This window comes from Dyella halodurans, assembly GCF_026283925.1.
In the GTDB taxonomy this organism is placed as follows: Bacteria; Pseudomonadota; Gammaproteobacteria; order Xanthomonadales; family Rhodanobacteraceae; genus Dyella; species Dyella halodurans.
Window position 1 is genome coordinate 775,991 of record NZ_JAPDPF010000001.1, and the last position, 16,120, is coordinate 792,110.

Genomic DNA, 16,120 nt, shown 5'->3' on the forward strand with positions numbered 1-16,120 from the left:
CTTTTTTCATGCCCCATGCCGTCACGGCGGCATGCCGATCAGAAGCCTAGAATCGACGTGCTCCACACGATCTGCGTCATCCCATAGTCCAAGGAGATGTAGCCATGTCATTTTTGAATGATCTGCTCGGTGGTGGTCAGGGCAATGCGGCCGGTGGTGCTTCGCTGATTTCGGTGGCCGGTGCGCTGATCGAAAAAGCGGGTGGCGTGCAGGGCCTGGTGGCGATGTTGCAGCAGCATGGCCTGGGCGAAGCGGCGCAGTCCTGGGTCGCCAACGGTTCCAATCAGGCGGTATCGGGCGAGCAGCTTGGCCAGGCCCTGCAGAACGGTGGCCTGGGTCCGGTCGTCGAGGAAGCGGCGGGCAAACTGGGCGTCGATCCCGGCCAGTTGATGGGCCAGCTCTCGCAGGTGCTGCCGCATGCCGTCGATCACCTCACGCCCAACGGTGAGGCGCCGGCTCCGGGGCAGGGCGGTCTGGATCTGGGTTCGCTTGCCTCGCTGGCGGGCAAGCTGTTCGGTAACAACGCGGCCTGAGCCGCGCTTGCGCGATCGATATCGGCGGTGCGCAAGGCACCGCCGATATCGAGTTGCATCACGTCGAGGCGTTGCGCCTGAACAACATATGGTAGATCGCGAGCAGGACAATGGCGCCGCCGATCGATCCCAGGAAATGCACCAAACCCGTTTCGCCCCACCAGCCGAGCTTCTCCCCGATATAGGTGGAGAGGAACGAGCCGGCGATACCCAGGATCGCCGTGATGATGAAGCCCATCGCTTCTTTACCCGGCGTCAACGCCTTGGCGATGATGCCTACAACCAGACCGACAATGAATACCCATAGCCAATGCATATTCGTGTGTCCTTGGTGATTGTTCGGAAGAGCCCCTGAACCATGCTGCCGAGCCGCCCCCGGCAGACCCTGTCGCCCCGTCCCATTCCCCGTGCATCGGGCGGTGGCGGCTTGCCCATCATGCAACGACACGCGGCGGCGCGCACAGGGGTGATTGCAGGCCGGGGTGGCATGACAGGCCGATGACGCGCCGCCGCATGCTAAAATCGCCCGGTTTGCTGCCTTCGTCCCCCCATACACGAGGAAGTCATGCCCCAGCTAGCCCAGCGTGTCGGTCGCGCCAAGCCCAGCGCGATCATGGTCATCGCCGAGAAGGCCAAGCAGCTCAAGGCTGCCGGCCGCGACATCATCAGCTTCTCCATCGGCGTACCGAATTTTCTGCCTGGCGAACATGTCTACGCCGCCGCGCGCGAATCGTTGCAGCGCGACTCCGGTCAGTACGGCAGTAACCGTGGCGCCGACACCTTGCTCGATGCGTTTCTGGCGCATATCGAAAAGCTGGGCTTCACCGGCTACGGCCGCAACAACCTCTCCATCGGCATCGGCGCCAAACAGGTGCTCTACAACCTGGCCGAGGCCTTGTTGAACGAAGGCGACGAGATCACCTTCCCCGCGCCGTACTGGACCACCTACCGCGACATCGCCGACATCCTCGGCGCCAAGGTCAATGTGTTGCCGTGCCCGCCGGAGCAGAACTACAAGCTCACGCCGGCGCAGCTCGATGCCGCGCTGGCGCGCAAGCCCAAGGTGTTCCTGTTCAACAACCCGTCCAATCCCACCGGCATGGTCTATACGCGCGAGGAAATCGCGGCGCTGGCCGAAGTGCTGGTGAAGTATCCGGACACCTGGATCATCACCGACGACATCTATAACTCGATGGTGTTCGACGGCATCGGTTATCACAACTTCGTGCATGCGAAGCCGGAGCTGAAGGATCGCCTGATCTTCGTGGATTCCGTGTCGAAGACCTATGGCATGCCGGGCTGGCGCGTGGGTTTGGTCGCGGGTCCCGAAGTGGTCGCCAAGGCCATCACCACGCTCAACTCCAACCACATCACCAGCCTGCCTGAAGTGATCACCGCGGCCGCCGTCGCGGCGTTCGCTGGCCCGCAGGATGTGCCGCGGGCCAAGTGCGAGGAATTCGCTGGCAAGCGTGACATTGTGGTGAATGCGTTGCGCGCCATTCCCGGCGTGGTATGCCCGCGTCCGCAGGGCGCGTTCTACGCGTTCCCCGATATTTCCGTGGCATTTGGCAAGAGCCACAACGGCGTGCGCATCGACAGCGATGTCGACTTCTGCGCTGCGTTGCTCGAAGCCAAGGGCGTGGCCTGCGTGCCGGGTTCGGCCTTCGGCGAGCCGCGCGCCCTGCGCATTTCCTACACCTGTCCCACGGCACAGTTGCAGCCTGGGTTGGAGCGTATCCAGGCGTTCTTCGCCGAACTGACCTGATCGGTACTGGGCCCATGCCTTGCAGCATGGGCCTCGTTTTATGTCTAGTCGCATATCTAGCCAAGTTGAAGGAGTTACCCTGATGAAAGCCCCCGTTCGAGTTGCCGTTACCGGCGCAGCCGGCCAGATCGGTTACGCCTTGCTGTTCCGCATCGCCGCGGGCGACATGCTGGGTCCTGACCAGCCGGTGATCCTGCACCTGCTGGAAATCACTCCGGCACTGCCCGCCCTGCAGGGCGTGGTGATGGAACTCAACGATTGCGCGTTCCCGACCCTGGCCGGCGTGGTGGCCACCGACGACGTCAATGTCGCCTTCAAGGACGTGGATTACGCCCTGCTGGTCGGTGCGCGTCCGCGTGGCCCGGGCATGGAGCGCAAGGATCTGCTGGAAGCGAACGGTGCCATCTTCGGCCCGCAGGGCAAGGCGCTGAACGATCACGCCAAGCGCGACGTGCGCGTGCTGGTGGTCGGCAACCCGGCCAACACCAATGCGCTGATCGCCCAGCAGAATGCTCCGGATCTCGATCCGAAGTGCTTCACCGCGATGGTCCGCCTCGACCACAACCGCGCGCTGTCGCAGCTGGCCGAGAAGACCGGCAAGCACAACACCGACATCAAGAAGATGACGATCTGGGGCAACCACAGCTCCACCCAGTACCCGGACCTGCACCATGCCACCGTCGGCGGTAAGGCTGCGCTGTCGCTGGTCGACCAGGCCTGGTACGAGAGCGACTTCATCCCGACCGTGCAGCAGCGCGGCGCGGCGATCATCAAGGCGCGTGGCGCTTCGTCGGCTGCCTCGGCCGCTTCGGCTGCCGTCGACCATATGCGCACCTGGGCCCTGGGCACCGCCGAGGGCGACTGGGCTTCGATGGGCATCCCGTCCGACGGTTCGTATGGGATCGCCCCGGGCGTGATCTACGGCTATCCGGTGACGGTGAAGAACGGCAAGTACGAGATCGTGCAGGGCCTGGCGATCAACGACTTCTCGCGCGCCCGCATGGACGCCACCGACAAGGAATTGCGTGAAGAGCGCGCCGGCGTCGAGCATCTGTTCGCCAAGAAGTAAGCCTCGGGTTGCACGCGTGCTGCGTGCGATGTGACGGAATGGGCGGCTTTGGCCGCCCATTTTTTTTGTCCCATCGCCACGGGCCGCTGAATCTCTTACACGAGAACGCTGGCTACGCGGACACGGATAGGTAGAATCCGCTGAACGCCAACTGGAAACTGGACATGAAACAACTTCTTGCGATCGCTGCCTTTAGTGTCTTGCTGACTGCCTGTGGCGGTGCCCATGGTTTGCGCGACAGCACGCCGAAGATGAGCAGCCGCACGACCAAGGACGTGGCGACCTACCTCGAATGCGTCCGCGCGAAGTGGGCCCAGACCGCGGAAGTGAGCCTGTCGAACAAGAAGGAAGAGGGCACGCTGTCGGCCAGCGACAAGTCGGGCGTGCACGCGCTGCTAAGCGCAACGGCTGATGGCACCGGCGCCTTGGTGACCATGTACGAGCATCAGAACGAGAAGAAGGACTACAACTCGAGCTACCGCGACGCGGCGGTCGCCTGCCTGTAAGCCCGATGGCGGCGTGACGATCGCAGCACCGGATCGACCGCCGCCCACCTCGACCAAGGTCGCAAGGCCCGCTTCGCGCTGCTGATCTAGGCTGGCCTGGATCAGGGCTTGAACGAGCAGGGTGGAGCGATGCGCTACGAGGAGTTTTATCGGCAATCGGTGGAGCAGCCCGAGCTGTTCTGGGCGGAACAGGCGCGGCGAATTCACTGGCATACGCCGCCACGGCAGATTCTCGACGCCTCCCGTCCACCGTTCCGCCAGTGGTTTGTCGGCGGCACCACCAATCTCTGCTACAACGCCGTCGACCGCCATGTGTCCGAGCGTGGCGGGCAGCTTGCGCTCGTCGCCATCTCCGCGGAAACCGGCATCACGCGCGAGCTCACCTACCGCGATCTTTATCGTGAGGTGAATACCTTCGCCGCGGTGCTTGCTTCGCTTGGCGTGGGGCACGGCGATCGAGTCGTCATCTACATGCCGAACATCGCCGAAGCCGTCTTCGCGATGCTGGCCTGCTCACGCATCGGTGCCATTCATTCCGTGGTGTTCGGCGGATTCGCAGCGCATAACCTGGCGCTGCGCATCGATGACGCAAAGCCAAAATTGCTCATTGCGACGGATGCCGGCATGCGCGGCGGCAAAGTCTTTCCCTACAAGCCGCTGGTCGACGCGGCGCTCGACGAGGCGCGGCATCAGCCGGCCCATGTGCTGTTGGTCGATCGCGGACTGGATGTGCAGATGACGCGCGTCGCCGGGCGCGATCTGGACTACGCCAGCTTGCGTGCCTCGTATGAAGGCACGGAAGTGCCTGTTACCTGGCTGGAATCGAACGAGCCCAGTTACCTGCTGTATACCTCGGGCACCACCGGCAAGCCCAAGGGCATCCAGCGTTATGTCGGCGGCTATGCGGTGGCGATGGCGATGTCGATCACCACCATCTTCGACATCGCTCCGGGCCAGGTGATGTTCTCCACCTCCGACGTGGGTTGGGCGGTGGGGCATTCCTACAACGTGTATGCGCCCCTGATCGGTGGCGCGACCTCGCTGCTCTACGAAGGTCTGCCGGCGCATCCCGATCCCGGTATCTGGTGGCGGCTGTGCGAGCGCTACGGCGTGCGGGCGATGTTTTCGTCTCCCACGGCCTTGCGCGTGCTGAAGAAGCAGGACGCCAGCTGGCTGAAGAAGTACGACCTGTCCCGGCTCAAGTGGTTGTTCGTGGCCGGCGAGCCCCTGGACGAGCCCACGGCGCATTGGATTACCGACGGCCTCGGTGTGCCGGTGATCGACAACTACTGGCAGACGGAGACCGGCTGGCCCGCCATCACCCTGATGCCGGGGCTGGATCTCAAGCCGGTCAAGTTCGGTTCGCCAGGGCTGCCCAGTCCTGGCTATCGCATGAAGGTGATTGACGAGGGCACGGGCGAGGAACTGCCGCCACATCAGAAGGGCGTGCTGGTGTTCGTGCCGCCGCTGCCGCCGGGCTGCCTGAGCACGGTATGGGGCGATGACGATCGCTATGTCAGCAGCTATTTCAGCCACTTCAACGAGTTGCTGTATAGCTCGCTGGACTGGGCGATACGCGACGAGCACGGCTATACGACCATTCTTGGCCGCACCGACGACGTCATCAATGTCGCCGGCCATCGTCTGGGCACCCGTGAAATCGAGGAATCGGTGTCCACTCATCCGGCGTGCGCGGAAGCCGCCGTCGTCGGCGTCCACGACGATCTGAAGGGGCAGGTGCCGGTGGTCTTCGCCACGCTCAAGCAGGGTGTCACCGAAGAACTGCGCGTCGTGGCGAAAGCGATGCAGCAGCGTGTGGTCGAGCAGCTCGGCGGTGTGGCCAAACCTGCGCGGATCTATGTGGTGAACGCGCTGCCCAAGACACGTTCGGGCAAGCTGCTGCGACGTTCATTGCAGGCCTTGGTGCAGCACACCGATCCAGGTGATCTCTCGACACTGGACGACCCCGGCGCGCTGGACGAGGTTCGGCGCGCACTCGAGCGCGGTCCGGAGCAGGGTGGCTGAGCGGTTGCCTGCTTTTCCCTCTCCTTTTTTGGGGGGGCGAACGGCCGGGCCAGCGGCCAAGCTGGCGCTCGCGACGGTTCGAGGCTGGCTTTGTTTTGCGGTCAGCTCCGCCGGCAGCAACCACTCTTGATCCCAATCTCTGCTCTTCGCCGGGACGGCCTGCGGGTCTCCCTGAAGGGAGCAGAGGTGAGCGCCACGAGCCACGTTTAGCGCATGCAGCGTTCGAAACTTTTCATGCTGCCGCGCAACAGGGTTTGCACACGTGGTGCGCTAAAATCGATGCTTTAACGCGGAGGTTCCATGGCCCAGATCGCATCCCCCGGCGCGAAGTTTCGCGCTGCCCTCGCGGCCGAACACCCCTTGCAGGTGATCGGCGCCATCAATGCGAACCATGCCTTGCTCGCCAAGCGCGCAGGCTATCGCGCCATCTACCTGTCGGGCGGCGGCGTGGCCGCGGGTTCCCTGGGCCTTCCCGACCTTGGCATCAACACGCTGGACGACGTGCTCACCGACGTGCGCCGCATCACCGATGTCTGCGACCTGCCCTTGATGGTGGACATCGATACGGGCTTCGGTCCGAGCGCCTTCAATATTGCACGCACGGTCAAGAGCCTGATCAAGTTCGGCGCGGCGGCCTGCCATATCGAAGACCAGGTCGGCGCCAAGCGCTGTGGCCATCGTCCGGGCAAGGAAATCGTGCCCGTGGGTGAAATGGCTGACCGCGTCAAGGCAGCGGCGGATGCCAAGACCGATGCGGATTTCTTCCTCATTGCCCGCACCGACGCCATTGCCGTGGACGGCGTGGATGCGGCGATCGAGCGCGCCATCGCCTGCGTCGAAGCGGGCGCCGACGGCATCTTCGCCGAGGCCGCCTACGACCTGCCGACCTATCGCCGTTTCGTCGATGCGGTGAAGGTGCCGGTGCTGGCCAATATCACCGAGTTTGGCCAGACGCCGCTGTTCAGCGTGGAAGAGCTGGCGACGGCCGGCGTTGGCATCGTGCTTTATCCGCTGTCGGCGTTCCGCGCCATGAACAAGGCGGCGGAAAACGTCTACACCGCGATTCGCCGCGATGGTCACCAGCGCAATGTCATTGACACGATGCAGACGCGCGAGGAGCTGTACGACCGTATCGGCTATCACGAATTCGAGCGCCGCCTGGACCAGCTCTTCGCCAAGAAGGGCTGATCGACCCATGGATCCACGCGGCAGTTCGCTGCCGCCTACGTTTGATGTTGCACGCGTCTTCAGGAGATGTACCGAATGACTGAGCAAACCCTTCCCAAGCCGAAGAAATCCGTCGCCCTGTCGGGCGTGGCCGCTGGCAACACCGCGCTGTGCACGGTGGGCCGCAGCGGCAACGACCTGCACTATCGCGGTTATGACATCCACGACCTGGCCGCCAAGGGTTGCTTCGAGGAAGTCGCTTACCTGCTGGTGCACGGGGTGTTGCCGAACTGGGCCGAGCTGAATGCGTATCGCGCCAAGCTCAAGCGCCTGCGCGGCCTGCCGGCACCGGTCAAGAGCGCGCTGGAGCTGCTGCCGGCCGCCACCCATCCGATGGACGTGATGCGCACGGGTTGCTCGGTGCTCGGCACCGTGCTGCCCGAGAAGGACGACCACAACGTCACCGGCGCGCGCGATATTGCCGATCGGCTGATGGCGAGCTTCGGTTCGATGCTGCTGTACTGGTTCCATTACAGCCACAACGGCAAGCGCATCGAGACTGAGACCGAGGACGAGTCGATCGCCGCGCATTTCCTGCACTTGTTGCATGGCAAGAAGCCGAGCGAGCTGCATGCGCATTCGCTGGACAAGTCGCTGGTGCTGTACGCGGAGCACGAGTTCAACGCGTCCACCTTCACGGCGCGCGTCATTGCCGGCACGGGTTCGGACATGTATTCGGCCATCACTGGCGCGATTGGCGCACTGCGTGGCCCGAAGCACGGCGGCGCCAACGAAGTGGCGATGGAGATCATCGCGCGCTACCGCAACGCAGCAGAAGCGGAAGCCGACATTCGCGCCCGCGTGGAGCGCAAGGAAATCATCATCGGTTTCGGCCATCCGGTTTACACCGTGTCCGATCCGCGTAACGAAATCATCAAGGAAGTTTCACGCAAGCTCTGCACTGAAGGCGGCAATCCGACGCTGTTCGACGTGTCCGAGAAGATCGAAAAGCTGATGTGGGAACAGAAGAAGATGTTCCCCAATCTCGACTGGTTCTCGGCCAGCGCCTATCACATGATGGGCGTGCCGACGGCCATGTTCACGCCGTTGTTCGTGATTGCACGGACGTCCGGCTGGAGCGCGCATGTGATCGAGCAGCGCGAAGACGGCAAGATCATCCGTCCCAGCGCGAACTACATCGGTCCGGAAGACCAGGCCTACGTGCCGATCGAAAAGCGCTGAAATCACGCCGATTTCACGACGAAAAAAAGGGAGCCGATGGCTCCCTTTTTTTTTCGTCTTTTGTTTAGGTTCAGGACCCTGTACGACATTGCTATCGTTTTGTGTGCATGGGTGTAACGCAGATGTTACACCCGGCGTCACGCCAGCAAAGTTGTCTGCAATGTCTCGCAAAGCCTTGTTTTGCCGATCCCTGCAGTCGAGCCGGAAGGGCCGCGTTCGCCATAGGCGAATCTACGGTGTAACAGGCATGAATCAGTTTCGTTTCGTTGCTGTCTGACCAAAGCCAGAATCATCTGCCAATAGTCTCGCCAAGCGTCTGATTTCTGGAACATCACCTAGGTGAACACGGTCATCCACCGGGTGGCACGCATGTTGCGATCACCATGTGCTGGGTCGGCAACTCCAGCAACACAGGGGGTCACCGCATCGTTCCAGGAGTAATGACTATGCGTAAGACTCTAATAGCAACCGCGATAGTGCTGGGACTGGGCTTGGCTCTGCCCGCATTCGCGAGTAACAACACCAATACCGCTGGCGATTCCAGCACCATCACCAACACCACCAACGAGGCGAACCCGTTCACCGCCACCACGACTGACTCGTTCAATTCAAGCAGCGTCGAGTCCAACAGCACCTTGTCCGGCACCGTGAGCAATTTGAGCGTATCCAATATTGGCAACTATGTGTCCAATGATGGCAACGCCAATGGCGGACGTGGCGGCAACGGTGGTAGCGGCGACGGCGGCAGCGGTGACGGCGGCCGTGGCGGCAACGGCGGTGACGGCGGCAACGCGCATGCGCGTAGCGGCCATGCCGGCGGTAGCGGCGCCAACAGCGGCGGACAAGGGTCGTTCTCCGGCGCGGCCGGTGGCAGTGCCGATGGCGACAACTACGCTAGCGCACATGCGCGTGCACGTGGTGACGGCACCAATACCAGTACGTCCACTGGCGGAAGCGGCAGCTGGACGGGTGGAGCCGGCACGGCCGGAGCCGCGTCGTCGACCAGCGGCGCAGCATCTGCCACGGGCGGAACCAGCGGCGCAGCAGACGCCACGGCCGGCGCGGGCGCAGGCGGCGGTGCTGGCGGTAGCGGTAGCGGCGGTTCTGGCATGGGTGGCGCGGGCGCTGCCGGTGGTGCTGGCGGTTCAACGTCGGCCAACGGCGGTAGCTTCGACATGTCGAACAACATGGGCGGCGCAGCGGCAGCGGCGGCCGGCATTTCGATCCTGGCGCAGAACAGCGGTGCGGCATCGCTGGTGCAGCAGGGCGTAAGTGTGCAGGCCAACCTGACCGTTCATTGAGTAGCTAGGACACGGCACGGAGGGGTATTCGCACCCCTCCGTGTCCGTTTGCCGAAGGTGGTTGAGAGTGGACGATCGCGATGATGCGTCCTCGCGCTCGCTGTGGTGGTCTGCCTATTGGGAGGCGTTACCGTGCGTATCTTCCGTCGGATGCTTGCTTGTGCCGCGCTGGGCGCGGCTGTGATGCCCGTAGCGGCCTTGGCCGACGATGACGGCATTCCGCCCGCCTACCTGATCACCGGTGACGATTCGCCCGTGGCCGTCTACGTGGCCGCCGCGCGATGCGATTGCAACAATGATGCGGAGGACCTTGGACAAGCGGTCGACGGCACCACGCTGTCGAGCTCGACCGGTGGCATGCTGGTGGCACAGAACACGACGCTGACCGGCACGCAGTCCAACGATTCCGCCGACCACATCGCTTCAGGGTACAACCTCATTTCCGGTAACTCGTTCGCCGGGGAGGCGGGTATCCCCGTCGTGATACAGAACTCTGGCAGCAATGTGCTGATCCAGAACGCGACGGTCTTGAACGTAGAGTTCAAGCCATGAATCGATTCGCGGCGCTGCTGGTGGTATTGGCGGCGCTGCCTCCCGCCCTACATGCCAGCACGCCGGTGGGTGTATTGGGCGGACAGGGCAACACCTATACGGTGCACCTGACGAGCCTGAAAGAGGCTCGTTACAAGAGCACCTTGCACCAGAAATATGACTTCAGCTGCGGCTCGGCTGCGGTAGCCACCTTGCTGACCTACCAGTACGGCTATCCGATGAACGAGCAGGTCGCGTTCGAGCAGATGTATGCCAACGGCGACCGCGCGAAGATCAACAAGGAAGGCTTTTCGCTGCTCGATATCAAGCGCTTCCTGGGGGCCAATGGATTCGAAGCCGATGGCTTCAAGGTGCCGCTTGACCGGCTGGAGAAGGAACGGCTGCCCGCCATCGTGCTGATCGACGACAAGGGCTATCACCATTTCGTGGTGATCAAGGGCATCCGCGACGATCGCGTGCTCGTTGGCGATCCCGCGCGTGGCACGCGCATCATTCCGCTCGATCACTTCATGATGCTGTGGAAGAACGGGCTGCTCTTCGTGATCCACAACCGCCGCAATCTGGCGGTTTTCAACAACCCCAATGACTGGAAGGTCGCACCTTTGGCGCCGTTGAACACCGGCATCGATCGCAATGGCCTCTTCAACATGGTGATGCCCAAGCGCGGGCCGGACGACCTCTGAGGGGATAGCGATGAAGCCGATCATCCGCGCCATTTGCCTGAGCACCGTATTCCTGGCCGGCGGTCCCTGGATTTACAGTGCGCTGGCCCAAGAGTCTGCACCGTTGCCTGCGACACTTCCGGCGTCCCCCCAGCCGGCGTCCGTAATTGCAGCCGCGCCCACCAGCGATATCGGTACCAACCATGAAATAGCCGACTGGACTCCGGTCAGCGAGGACACGCTTGACGACATGCGAGGTGGCTTCGACCTGGGCAACGGGCTAGTGGCGTCGTTTGGTATCGATCGCGCGGTGTACGTGAATGGTGATCTGGTCACGACGACCAGCTTCAATATTCCGGATGTCTCCCACATCACCACGACGCAGGCTGCCGCGATGAATGCGGCGCTCAATTCGGTCTCGCTGACCCAGGTCGGTCCAAACAATACGTTCAATCCCGGGTCGCTTAGCAAAACCACGGCAGGGACGGTGATCCAGAACACACTGAATAATCAGAACATCCAAAGCATCACCACCATCAACGCCTCAGTCAATTCGCTGAATGCATTCCGGCAGGCGAATTTCCAGAGTGCGTTGCAGCAGGCCGAGCTGCAGTCCCTGGGGCACTGATCGCCATGGCATGCACACCGTCCGCCGTCGCTGTGTTTCCTTCGAACGCTGCAGCCCATGGTTGCGGTGCGCTCGTACACCATCGACCTTAATCACAGAATCATAAGGATGCATGATGCGACACGCAGCGTGGCGATACTTATGTTCGGCAGGGTGCGCGGGGTTGGTGGCACTCGGAGCCCCGGTTGCGGCTCAACAAGGCGCGGCACCGCAACCGACCCCGACAGCGACGCAGCCAATTCCCTCAGCGCAGGCGACTCCAACAGCGCAGGCGGCGCCTGCAGCGCAGCCCATTCCAGCCGCGCAACCCACTTCGGCGGCGCAATCTGTTGGAACGACGGCGGCACCAACGGCTCCAGCACCGGTGAACGCTGTCGCCCCCGACGACGTGCGCAAGAAAGTGGCGGAGCAGGGTGAGCGCATCGACGCGATGCGCAGCCAGATCAGCGCGCAGATCGAGCAGCTCGATGCGATGAAGCGCGCGCTGGCGGCGCAGGAAGCCGATTACCAGGCGCTGCGGCACGCGGTCGGCATGGATGAGCTGGACAAGCAGCGCGCCGGCAGCATTTCGGCGGGTGGGCCCGGTGCATCGGCGCTACCCATGCCAGCGGGCCAGGCACTTGCGTCCAACGCGCCATCGGCCAGTCCGCAGTCTTCCGATGGGTCAGGCCAGCAGCCTGTCGGCGAGGCGCCAAAGGTCGATACGCGTCCGCCCGAGGTGGCGCCGATCTTCCAGCAACCTGGCGTGCTGACGCCCAAGGGCAAGTTCATCATCGAACCGGCTTACCAGTACGAATATTCATCCGCTGAGCGCGTGGCACTGGTCGGTTACACCGTAATCCCGGCGATTCTTATCGGCCTGATCGACGCGCGCCAGGTCAGAACCACTACCCAGATCGGCTGGCTCACCACGCGCTACGGCATCACCAATCGGCTGGAAGTCGAAGTGCGCGTGCCGTATGTCTACCAGCATACCGACACGGTGAGTCGTGAGATTTTCACCGGTTCGGCGACCGACGTCGCGTTCGGGTCCAGCGGCCACGGACTCGGCGATGTCGAGGCGACCGCACGCTACCAGATCAATGTGGGTGGTCCCGACAAGGCATTCTATGTGGGCTGGCTGCGCTTCAAATCCCGCACCGGCACCGATCCGTTCTCGGTCACCACCGACTGCATACAACGCTGCGTGGAGGCCGTGATCGACGGCACGAATGAGGCGAACCTGCAGGCGACAGGCACCGGCCTGCCGCTGCAGCAGCCGACCGGCACGGGCTTCTATGCGTTGCAGCCGGGCGTCACCTGGCTGTACCCGTCCGATCCGGTGGTGTTCTTTGGCAACCTGAGCTACCTGCACAACTTCCCGCGCAACAACGTCAGCCGCAACATCCTGCTCGGCGGCACGGAGTTTCTGGGCAAGGTTTCGGAAGGCGATATTGCGGATGTGAGCATCGGCATGGGCTTGTCGCTCAACGAGAAGGCCTCCTTGAGTATCGGCTACGACCAGAGCTTTGTAGGCGTGACCAAGCAGAACAACCATACCGTGCCAGGCTCGGTGAAAACCGTGCTCGGCACGCTGCTGATCGGCGGCTCATGGCGCATGACCGACAAACGCACGCTCAACTTCACCCTAGGCGTGGGCGTGACCCGCGACACACCGGATGCGACGGTCACCGTACGTGTGCCGATGATGTACTAGAACGTACTCACCGCTCCGCAGAGCGGTGAGCCGTTGCCTGGATTAGAGACCTTCCTGCTGCATCGCGGCCTTGACGCCGGCGTCGGCGAGCATGTGCTGCTGGAAGCGGGCGAGGTTGTCCAGTCCGTCCAGGTTCACGCCCTTGGCCAGGGCCCAGCGCAACACCACGAACAGGTAGGGGTCGGCAAACGAACGGGCGCCGGTCAGCCAGTCGCGGCCGCTCAGTTGTGCATCCAGTCGCTCGTAGTAGGGGCGCAACTTCGTCAGTGCCGTACTGCGCAAGGCTTCCTGTGCGGCCTCACCCTCGATGAAGCGTTCCGGGCGGAACACCGGGCGAAACGCCGGATGCAGGTCGGAGTTGATATAGGCGAGCCAGCGGTTCACTTCCGCGCGGCCGCGCGCGCTGCCGTCGCCGCCCAGGCCGGATTCCGTGTACTTGTCCGCCAGATAGTTGAGGATGGCCGCATTCTCGGTGAGCACCCATCCATCGTTCTCCTGCAGTGCGGGCACGACACCGGCGGGACTGATGCTCAGGTAAGCCGGGGAACGCAGTTCCTCGCGTTCGACACGACGCGCTTCATAAGGCTGGCCGATCCATTCCAGCACGATATGGTCGGCGAGCGAGCAGGCACCCGGCAGGTAGTACAGCTTCATGCGTTGTTTCCTTGGACTGGTAAAGCGGCGCAGTGTCGCCGGTCAGGCGACTTCGCCTCAAGCTTTGTCGACGCGTTGCGCTTGCCTGCGTTGCGCCAACCAGCCACTCAGGCAGACGCCAACCACCAGCAGTACGTCGAGGGTCCACTTGGCCCACGGCCTGGCCTCGAACCACGGCGCGATCCAATGGTCGTGCGCGATCATGCGGGCGGCGGTCCAGGCAATAGCCGCGGCGCCGATATAGACGATGATCGGGAAACGCTCGATCAGGCGCAAAATCAACGACGAGCCCCACACCACCAGGGGTACGCTGATCGCCAAGCCGATAACCACCAGCGCGATGTGGCCGTCGGCGGCACCGGCGATGGCCAGCACATTGTCCAAGCCCATCAGGGCGTCGGCGACGACGATCGTGCGCATGGCGGTCCAGAAACTGTTCGCAGCGTCGATCCCATGCGCCGGTTTGGCCTCGGTTTGCAGCAGCTTCCAGGCGATCGGCAACAACAGCAGGCCGCCTGCCAGCATCAGGCCGGGCAGCTCCAGCAGAAAAACGACGACGCCGGTGAGCGCGATGCGCACGGCCACTGCGCCTACCGTGCCCCACAGGATGGCCTTCTTCTGCACTTGACGGGGCAGGTTGCGCGCGGCCAGCGCAATCACGATGGCGTTGTCGCCCGCCAATACCAGGTCCAGCAGGACAATGGTGAGCAGGCCAGAGAGAAAATCGCTGCCGATGAATTGCATGGGGAGGGCCTCTGCGCGTGGACAGTGCAGTAACGACGGACACGCGCGGCCCGCCATGACTGCAAAAGTCTCGTTCGCGGCAGAGCCGCCGCAGTGACCGGAGCGGGGTTCCGCTCGTGATGACGACCACTGCGTGGATACGACGGAAGCCGTATCCTGGAACTACTCCCTTTTGGGGTCAGTACCCGGCCATTGTCGAGGTCGTGGCTCATGCCGGTCAAGCGCCGCTTGAGCCGGCGCGCCGTCGTTGGAAAAGCCCAATGGCCTTTGCTGCGGGAATGCCATGCGTGCGCGTGACATCCGTGATGCAGGCACGCCGCTGGGTTCACTCCGCAGGAACGCGCACCCAGCCTTCCATCAGCACACGCGCACTTCGGCTCATGACCGCCTTGGTGACGCTCCAGGTGCCGTCCGCCAGGACCGCCTGGGCGCCCACGCGCAACGTTCCCGACGGATGGCCAAAGCGCACCGCCTGGCGCTCGCCGCCGCCTGCGGCAAGATTCACCAGCGTGCCTGGTATGGCCGCGGCGGTGCCGATGGCGACCGCCGCCGTACCCATCATGGCGTGATGCAGCTTGCCCATCGACATGGCGCGAACGAGCAGGTCCACATCGCCTGCTTTCACGGGCTTGCCACTCGACGCGACATAGTCGGCCGGCCTGGCAACGAAGGCCACCTTGGGCGTGTGCTGGCGCGTGGCGATCTCATCGAGCGACTTGATCAGGCCCATGCGCAGCGCACCGTGCGCGCGAATGGTCTCGAATTTCGCCAGCGCCTTGGCATCGCCGTTGATGGCGTCCTGCAGCTCCGTGCCGGTGTAGCCGATCGCGGCGGCTTCGACGAAGATGGTGGGAATGCCGGCATTGATCATGGTCGCCTTGAGCGTGCCGACACCCGGTACCTCCAGGTCGTCGACGAGATGGCCGGTGGGGAACATGGCCCCGCCCGCGCCGTCTTCTTCCTCGGCGGCCGGGTCCATGAACTCCAGCTGCACTTCGGCGGCAGGGAAGGTCACGCCATCCAGCTCGAACTCGCCGGTTTCCTGCACGGCGCCGTCGGTCATCGGCACATGGGCAATGATCGTCTTGCCGATATTGGCCTGCCAGATGCGCACGGTGGCGATGCCATCGCGCGGCAGGCGCCCAGGATCGATCAGGCCGCTTGCGATGGCGAACGGACCGACCGCCGCCGACAGGTTGCCGCAGTTGCCGCTCCAGTCGACGAAGGCCTTGTCGATGGCCACCTGGCCGAACAGGTAGTCCACGTCATGATCCGGGCGGCTGCTGCTGGACACGATCACCGTCTTGCTGGTGCTGGAGGTGGCGCCGCCCATGCCGTCGATCTGCTTGCCGTAGGGATCGGGGCTGCCGATCACGCGTTGCAGCAGCGCATCGCGCGCGGCACCCGGCACCTGCGCGGCCTGCGGCAGGTCCTGCAGGCGGAAGAACACGCCCTTGCTGGTACCGCCGCGCAGGTAGGTGGCGGGAATGCGGAGCTGGGGAAGCGATGCCATCTGTGTTGTCCTGTGATGAGTGGACCAGGCCGGCGCGCAATGCGCGAGCCGAGTCACCGATTC

The 16,120-nt window shown here is 63.4% G+C and carries 16 protein-coding genes; 12 read left to right on the plus strand and 4 right to left on the minus strand.

The window, feature by feature from the left end:
• Positions 1-104: 104 nt before the first annotated feature.
• Positions 105-533: a YidB family protein gene (locus tag OUZ49_RS03445; RefSeq protein WP_266148540.1), complete on the plus strand. Its 429-nt coding sequence runs from the start codon at positions 105-107 to the stop codon at positions 531-533.
• Between the two features lie 58 nt (positions 534-591).
• Here the strand turns inward: OUZ49_RS03445 and OUZ49_RS03450 are convergent, their stop codons facing one another.
• The gene (locus OUZ49_RS03450; protein WP_266148541.1) at positions 592-849 is read right to left on the minus strand and encodes a GlsB/YeaQ/YmgE family stress response membrane protein; all 258 of its coding nucleotides are present in this window, start codon (positions 847-849) and stop codon (positions 592-594) included.
• A 249-nt stretch (positions 850-1,098) separates the two neighbouring features.
• On the opposite strand from OUZ49_RS03450, the gene OUZ49_RS03455 reads away from it, so the two are divergent.
• The 11 genes from OUZ49_RS03455 to OUZ49_RS03505 all read left to right on the plus strand — a co-directional run bounded on the left by OUZ49_RS03455 (position 1,099) and on the right by OUZ49_RS03505 (position 13,146).
• Complete coding sequence (locus OUZ49_RS03455) at positions 1,099-2,298, plus strand: pyridoxal phosphate-dependent aminotransferase (RefSeq protein WP_266148542.1); 1,200 nt, start codon at positions 1,099-1,101, stop codon at positions 2,296-2,298.
• A gap of 82 nt (positions 2,299-2,380) precedes the next feature.
• Complete coding sequence (locus OUZ49_RS03460) at positions 2,381-3,367, plus strand: malate dehydrogenase (protein ID WP_266148543.1); 987 nt, start codon at positions 2,381-2,383, stop codon at positions 3,365-3,367.
• A 164-nt stretch (positions 3,368-3,531) separates the two neighbouring features.
• Positions 3,532-3,873, plus strand: a complete 342-nt coding sequence (locus tag OUZ49_RS03465; protein WP_266148544.1) for a hypothetical protein — start codon at positions 3,532-3,534, stop codon at positions 3,871-3,873.
• Between the two features lie 129 nt (positions 3,874-4,002).
• Entirely contained in the window at positions 4,003-5,898 is a 1,896-nt protein-coding gene (prpE, locus tag OUZ49_RS03470) for a propionate--CoA ligase (protein ID WP_266148649.1), read from the plus strand.
• 300 nt (positions 5,899-6,198) lie between these two features.
• Complete coding sequence (prpB, locus tag OUZ49_RS03475) at positions 6,199-7,086, plus strand: methylisocitrate lyase (protein ID WP_266148545.1); 888 nt, start codon at positions 6,199-6,201, stop codon at positions 7,084-7,086.
• Between the two features lie 75 nt (positions 7,087-7,161).
• On the plus strand, positions 7,162-8,307 hold the full coding sequence (gene prpC / locus OUZ49_RS03480) for a bifunctional 2-methylcitrate synthase/citrate synthase (protein WP_266148546.1): 1,146 nt from the start codon (positions 7,162-7,164) through the stop codon (positions 8,305-8,307).
• A gap of 446 nt (positions 8,308-8,753) precedes the next feature.
• The gene (locus tag OUZ49_RS03485; protein WP_266148547.1) at positions 8,754-9,608 is read left to right on the plus strand and encodes a hypothetical protein; all 855 of its coding nucleotides are present in this window, start codon (positions 8,754-8,756) and stop codon (positions 9,606-9,608) included.
• A 132-nt stretch (positions 9,609-9,740) separates the two neighbouring features.
• The gene (locus OUZ49_RS03490; RefSeq protein ID WP_266148548.1) at positions 9,741-10,160 is read left to right on the plus strand and encodes a hypothetical protein; all 420 of its coding nucleotides are present in this window, start codon (positions 9,741-9,743) and stop codon (positions 10,158-10,160) included.
• On the plus strand, positions 10,157-10,843 hold the full coding sequence (locus OUZ49_RS03495; RefSeq protein ID WP_266148549.1) for a C39 family peptidase: 687 nt from the start codon (positions 10,157-10,159) through the stop codon (positions 10,841-10,843). Before OUZ49_RS03490 ends, OUZ49_RS03495 begins: the two co-directional genes overlap by 4 nt.
• Before the next feature lie 10 nt (positions 10,844-10,853).
• Positions 10,854-11,450 (plus strand): hypothetical protein, encoded by a 597-nt coding sequence (locus OUZ49_RS03500; RefSeq protein ID WP_266148550.1) that lies wholly within the window; start codon positions 10,854-10,856, stop codon positions 11,448-11,450.
• A gap of 364 nt (positions 11,451-11,814) precedes the next feature.
• Positions 11,815-13,146: a coiled-coil domain-containing protein gene (locus tag OUZ49_RS03505; protein WP_266148551.1), complete on the plus strand. Its 1,332-nt coding sequence runs from the start codon at positions 11,815-11,817 to the stop codon at positions 13,144-13,146.
• Positions 13,147-13,188: 42 nt separating this feature from the next.
• Here OUZ49_RS03505 and OUZ49_RS03510 read toward each other — a convergent pair whose 3' ends face one another.
• From OUZ49_RS03510 to prpF, 3 genes are all read right to left on the minus strand, one after another.
• Entirely contained in the window at positions 13,189-13,800 is a 612-nt protein-coding gene (locus OUZ49_RS03510; protein ID WP_266148552.1) for a glutathione S-transferase N-terminal domain-containing protein, read from the minus strand.
• Between the two features lie 57 nt (positions 13,801-13,857).
• Positions 13,858-14,544: a TerC family protein gene (locus OUZ49_RS03515; protein ID WP_266148553.1), complete on the minus strand. Its 687-nt coding sequence runs from the start codon at positions 14,542-14,544 to the stop codon at positions 13,858-13,860.
• A 325-nt stretch (positions 14,545-14,869) separates the two neighbouring features.
• Positions 14,870-16,057, minus strand: a complete 1,188-nt coding sequence (gene prpF / locus OUZ49_RS03520; RefSeq protein ID WP_266148554.1) for a 2-methylaconitate cis-trans isomerase PrpF — start codon at positions 16,055-16,057, stop codon at positions 14,870-14,872.
• Positions 16,058-16,120: the final 63 nt, after the last annotated feature.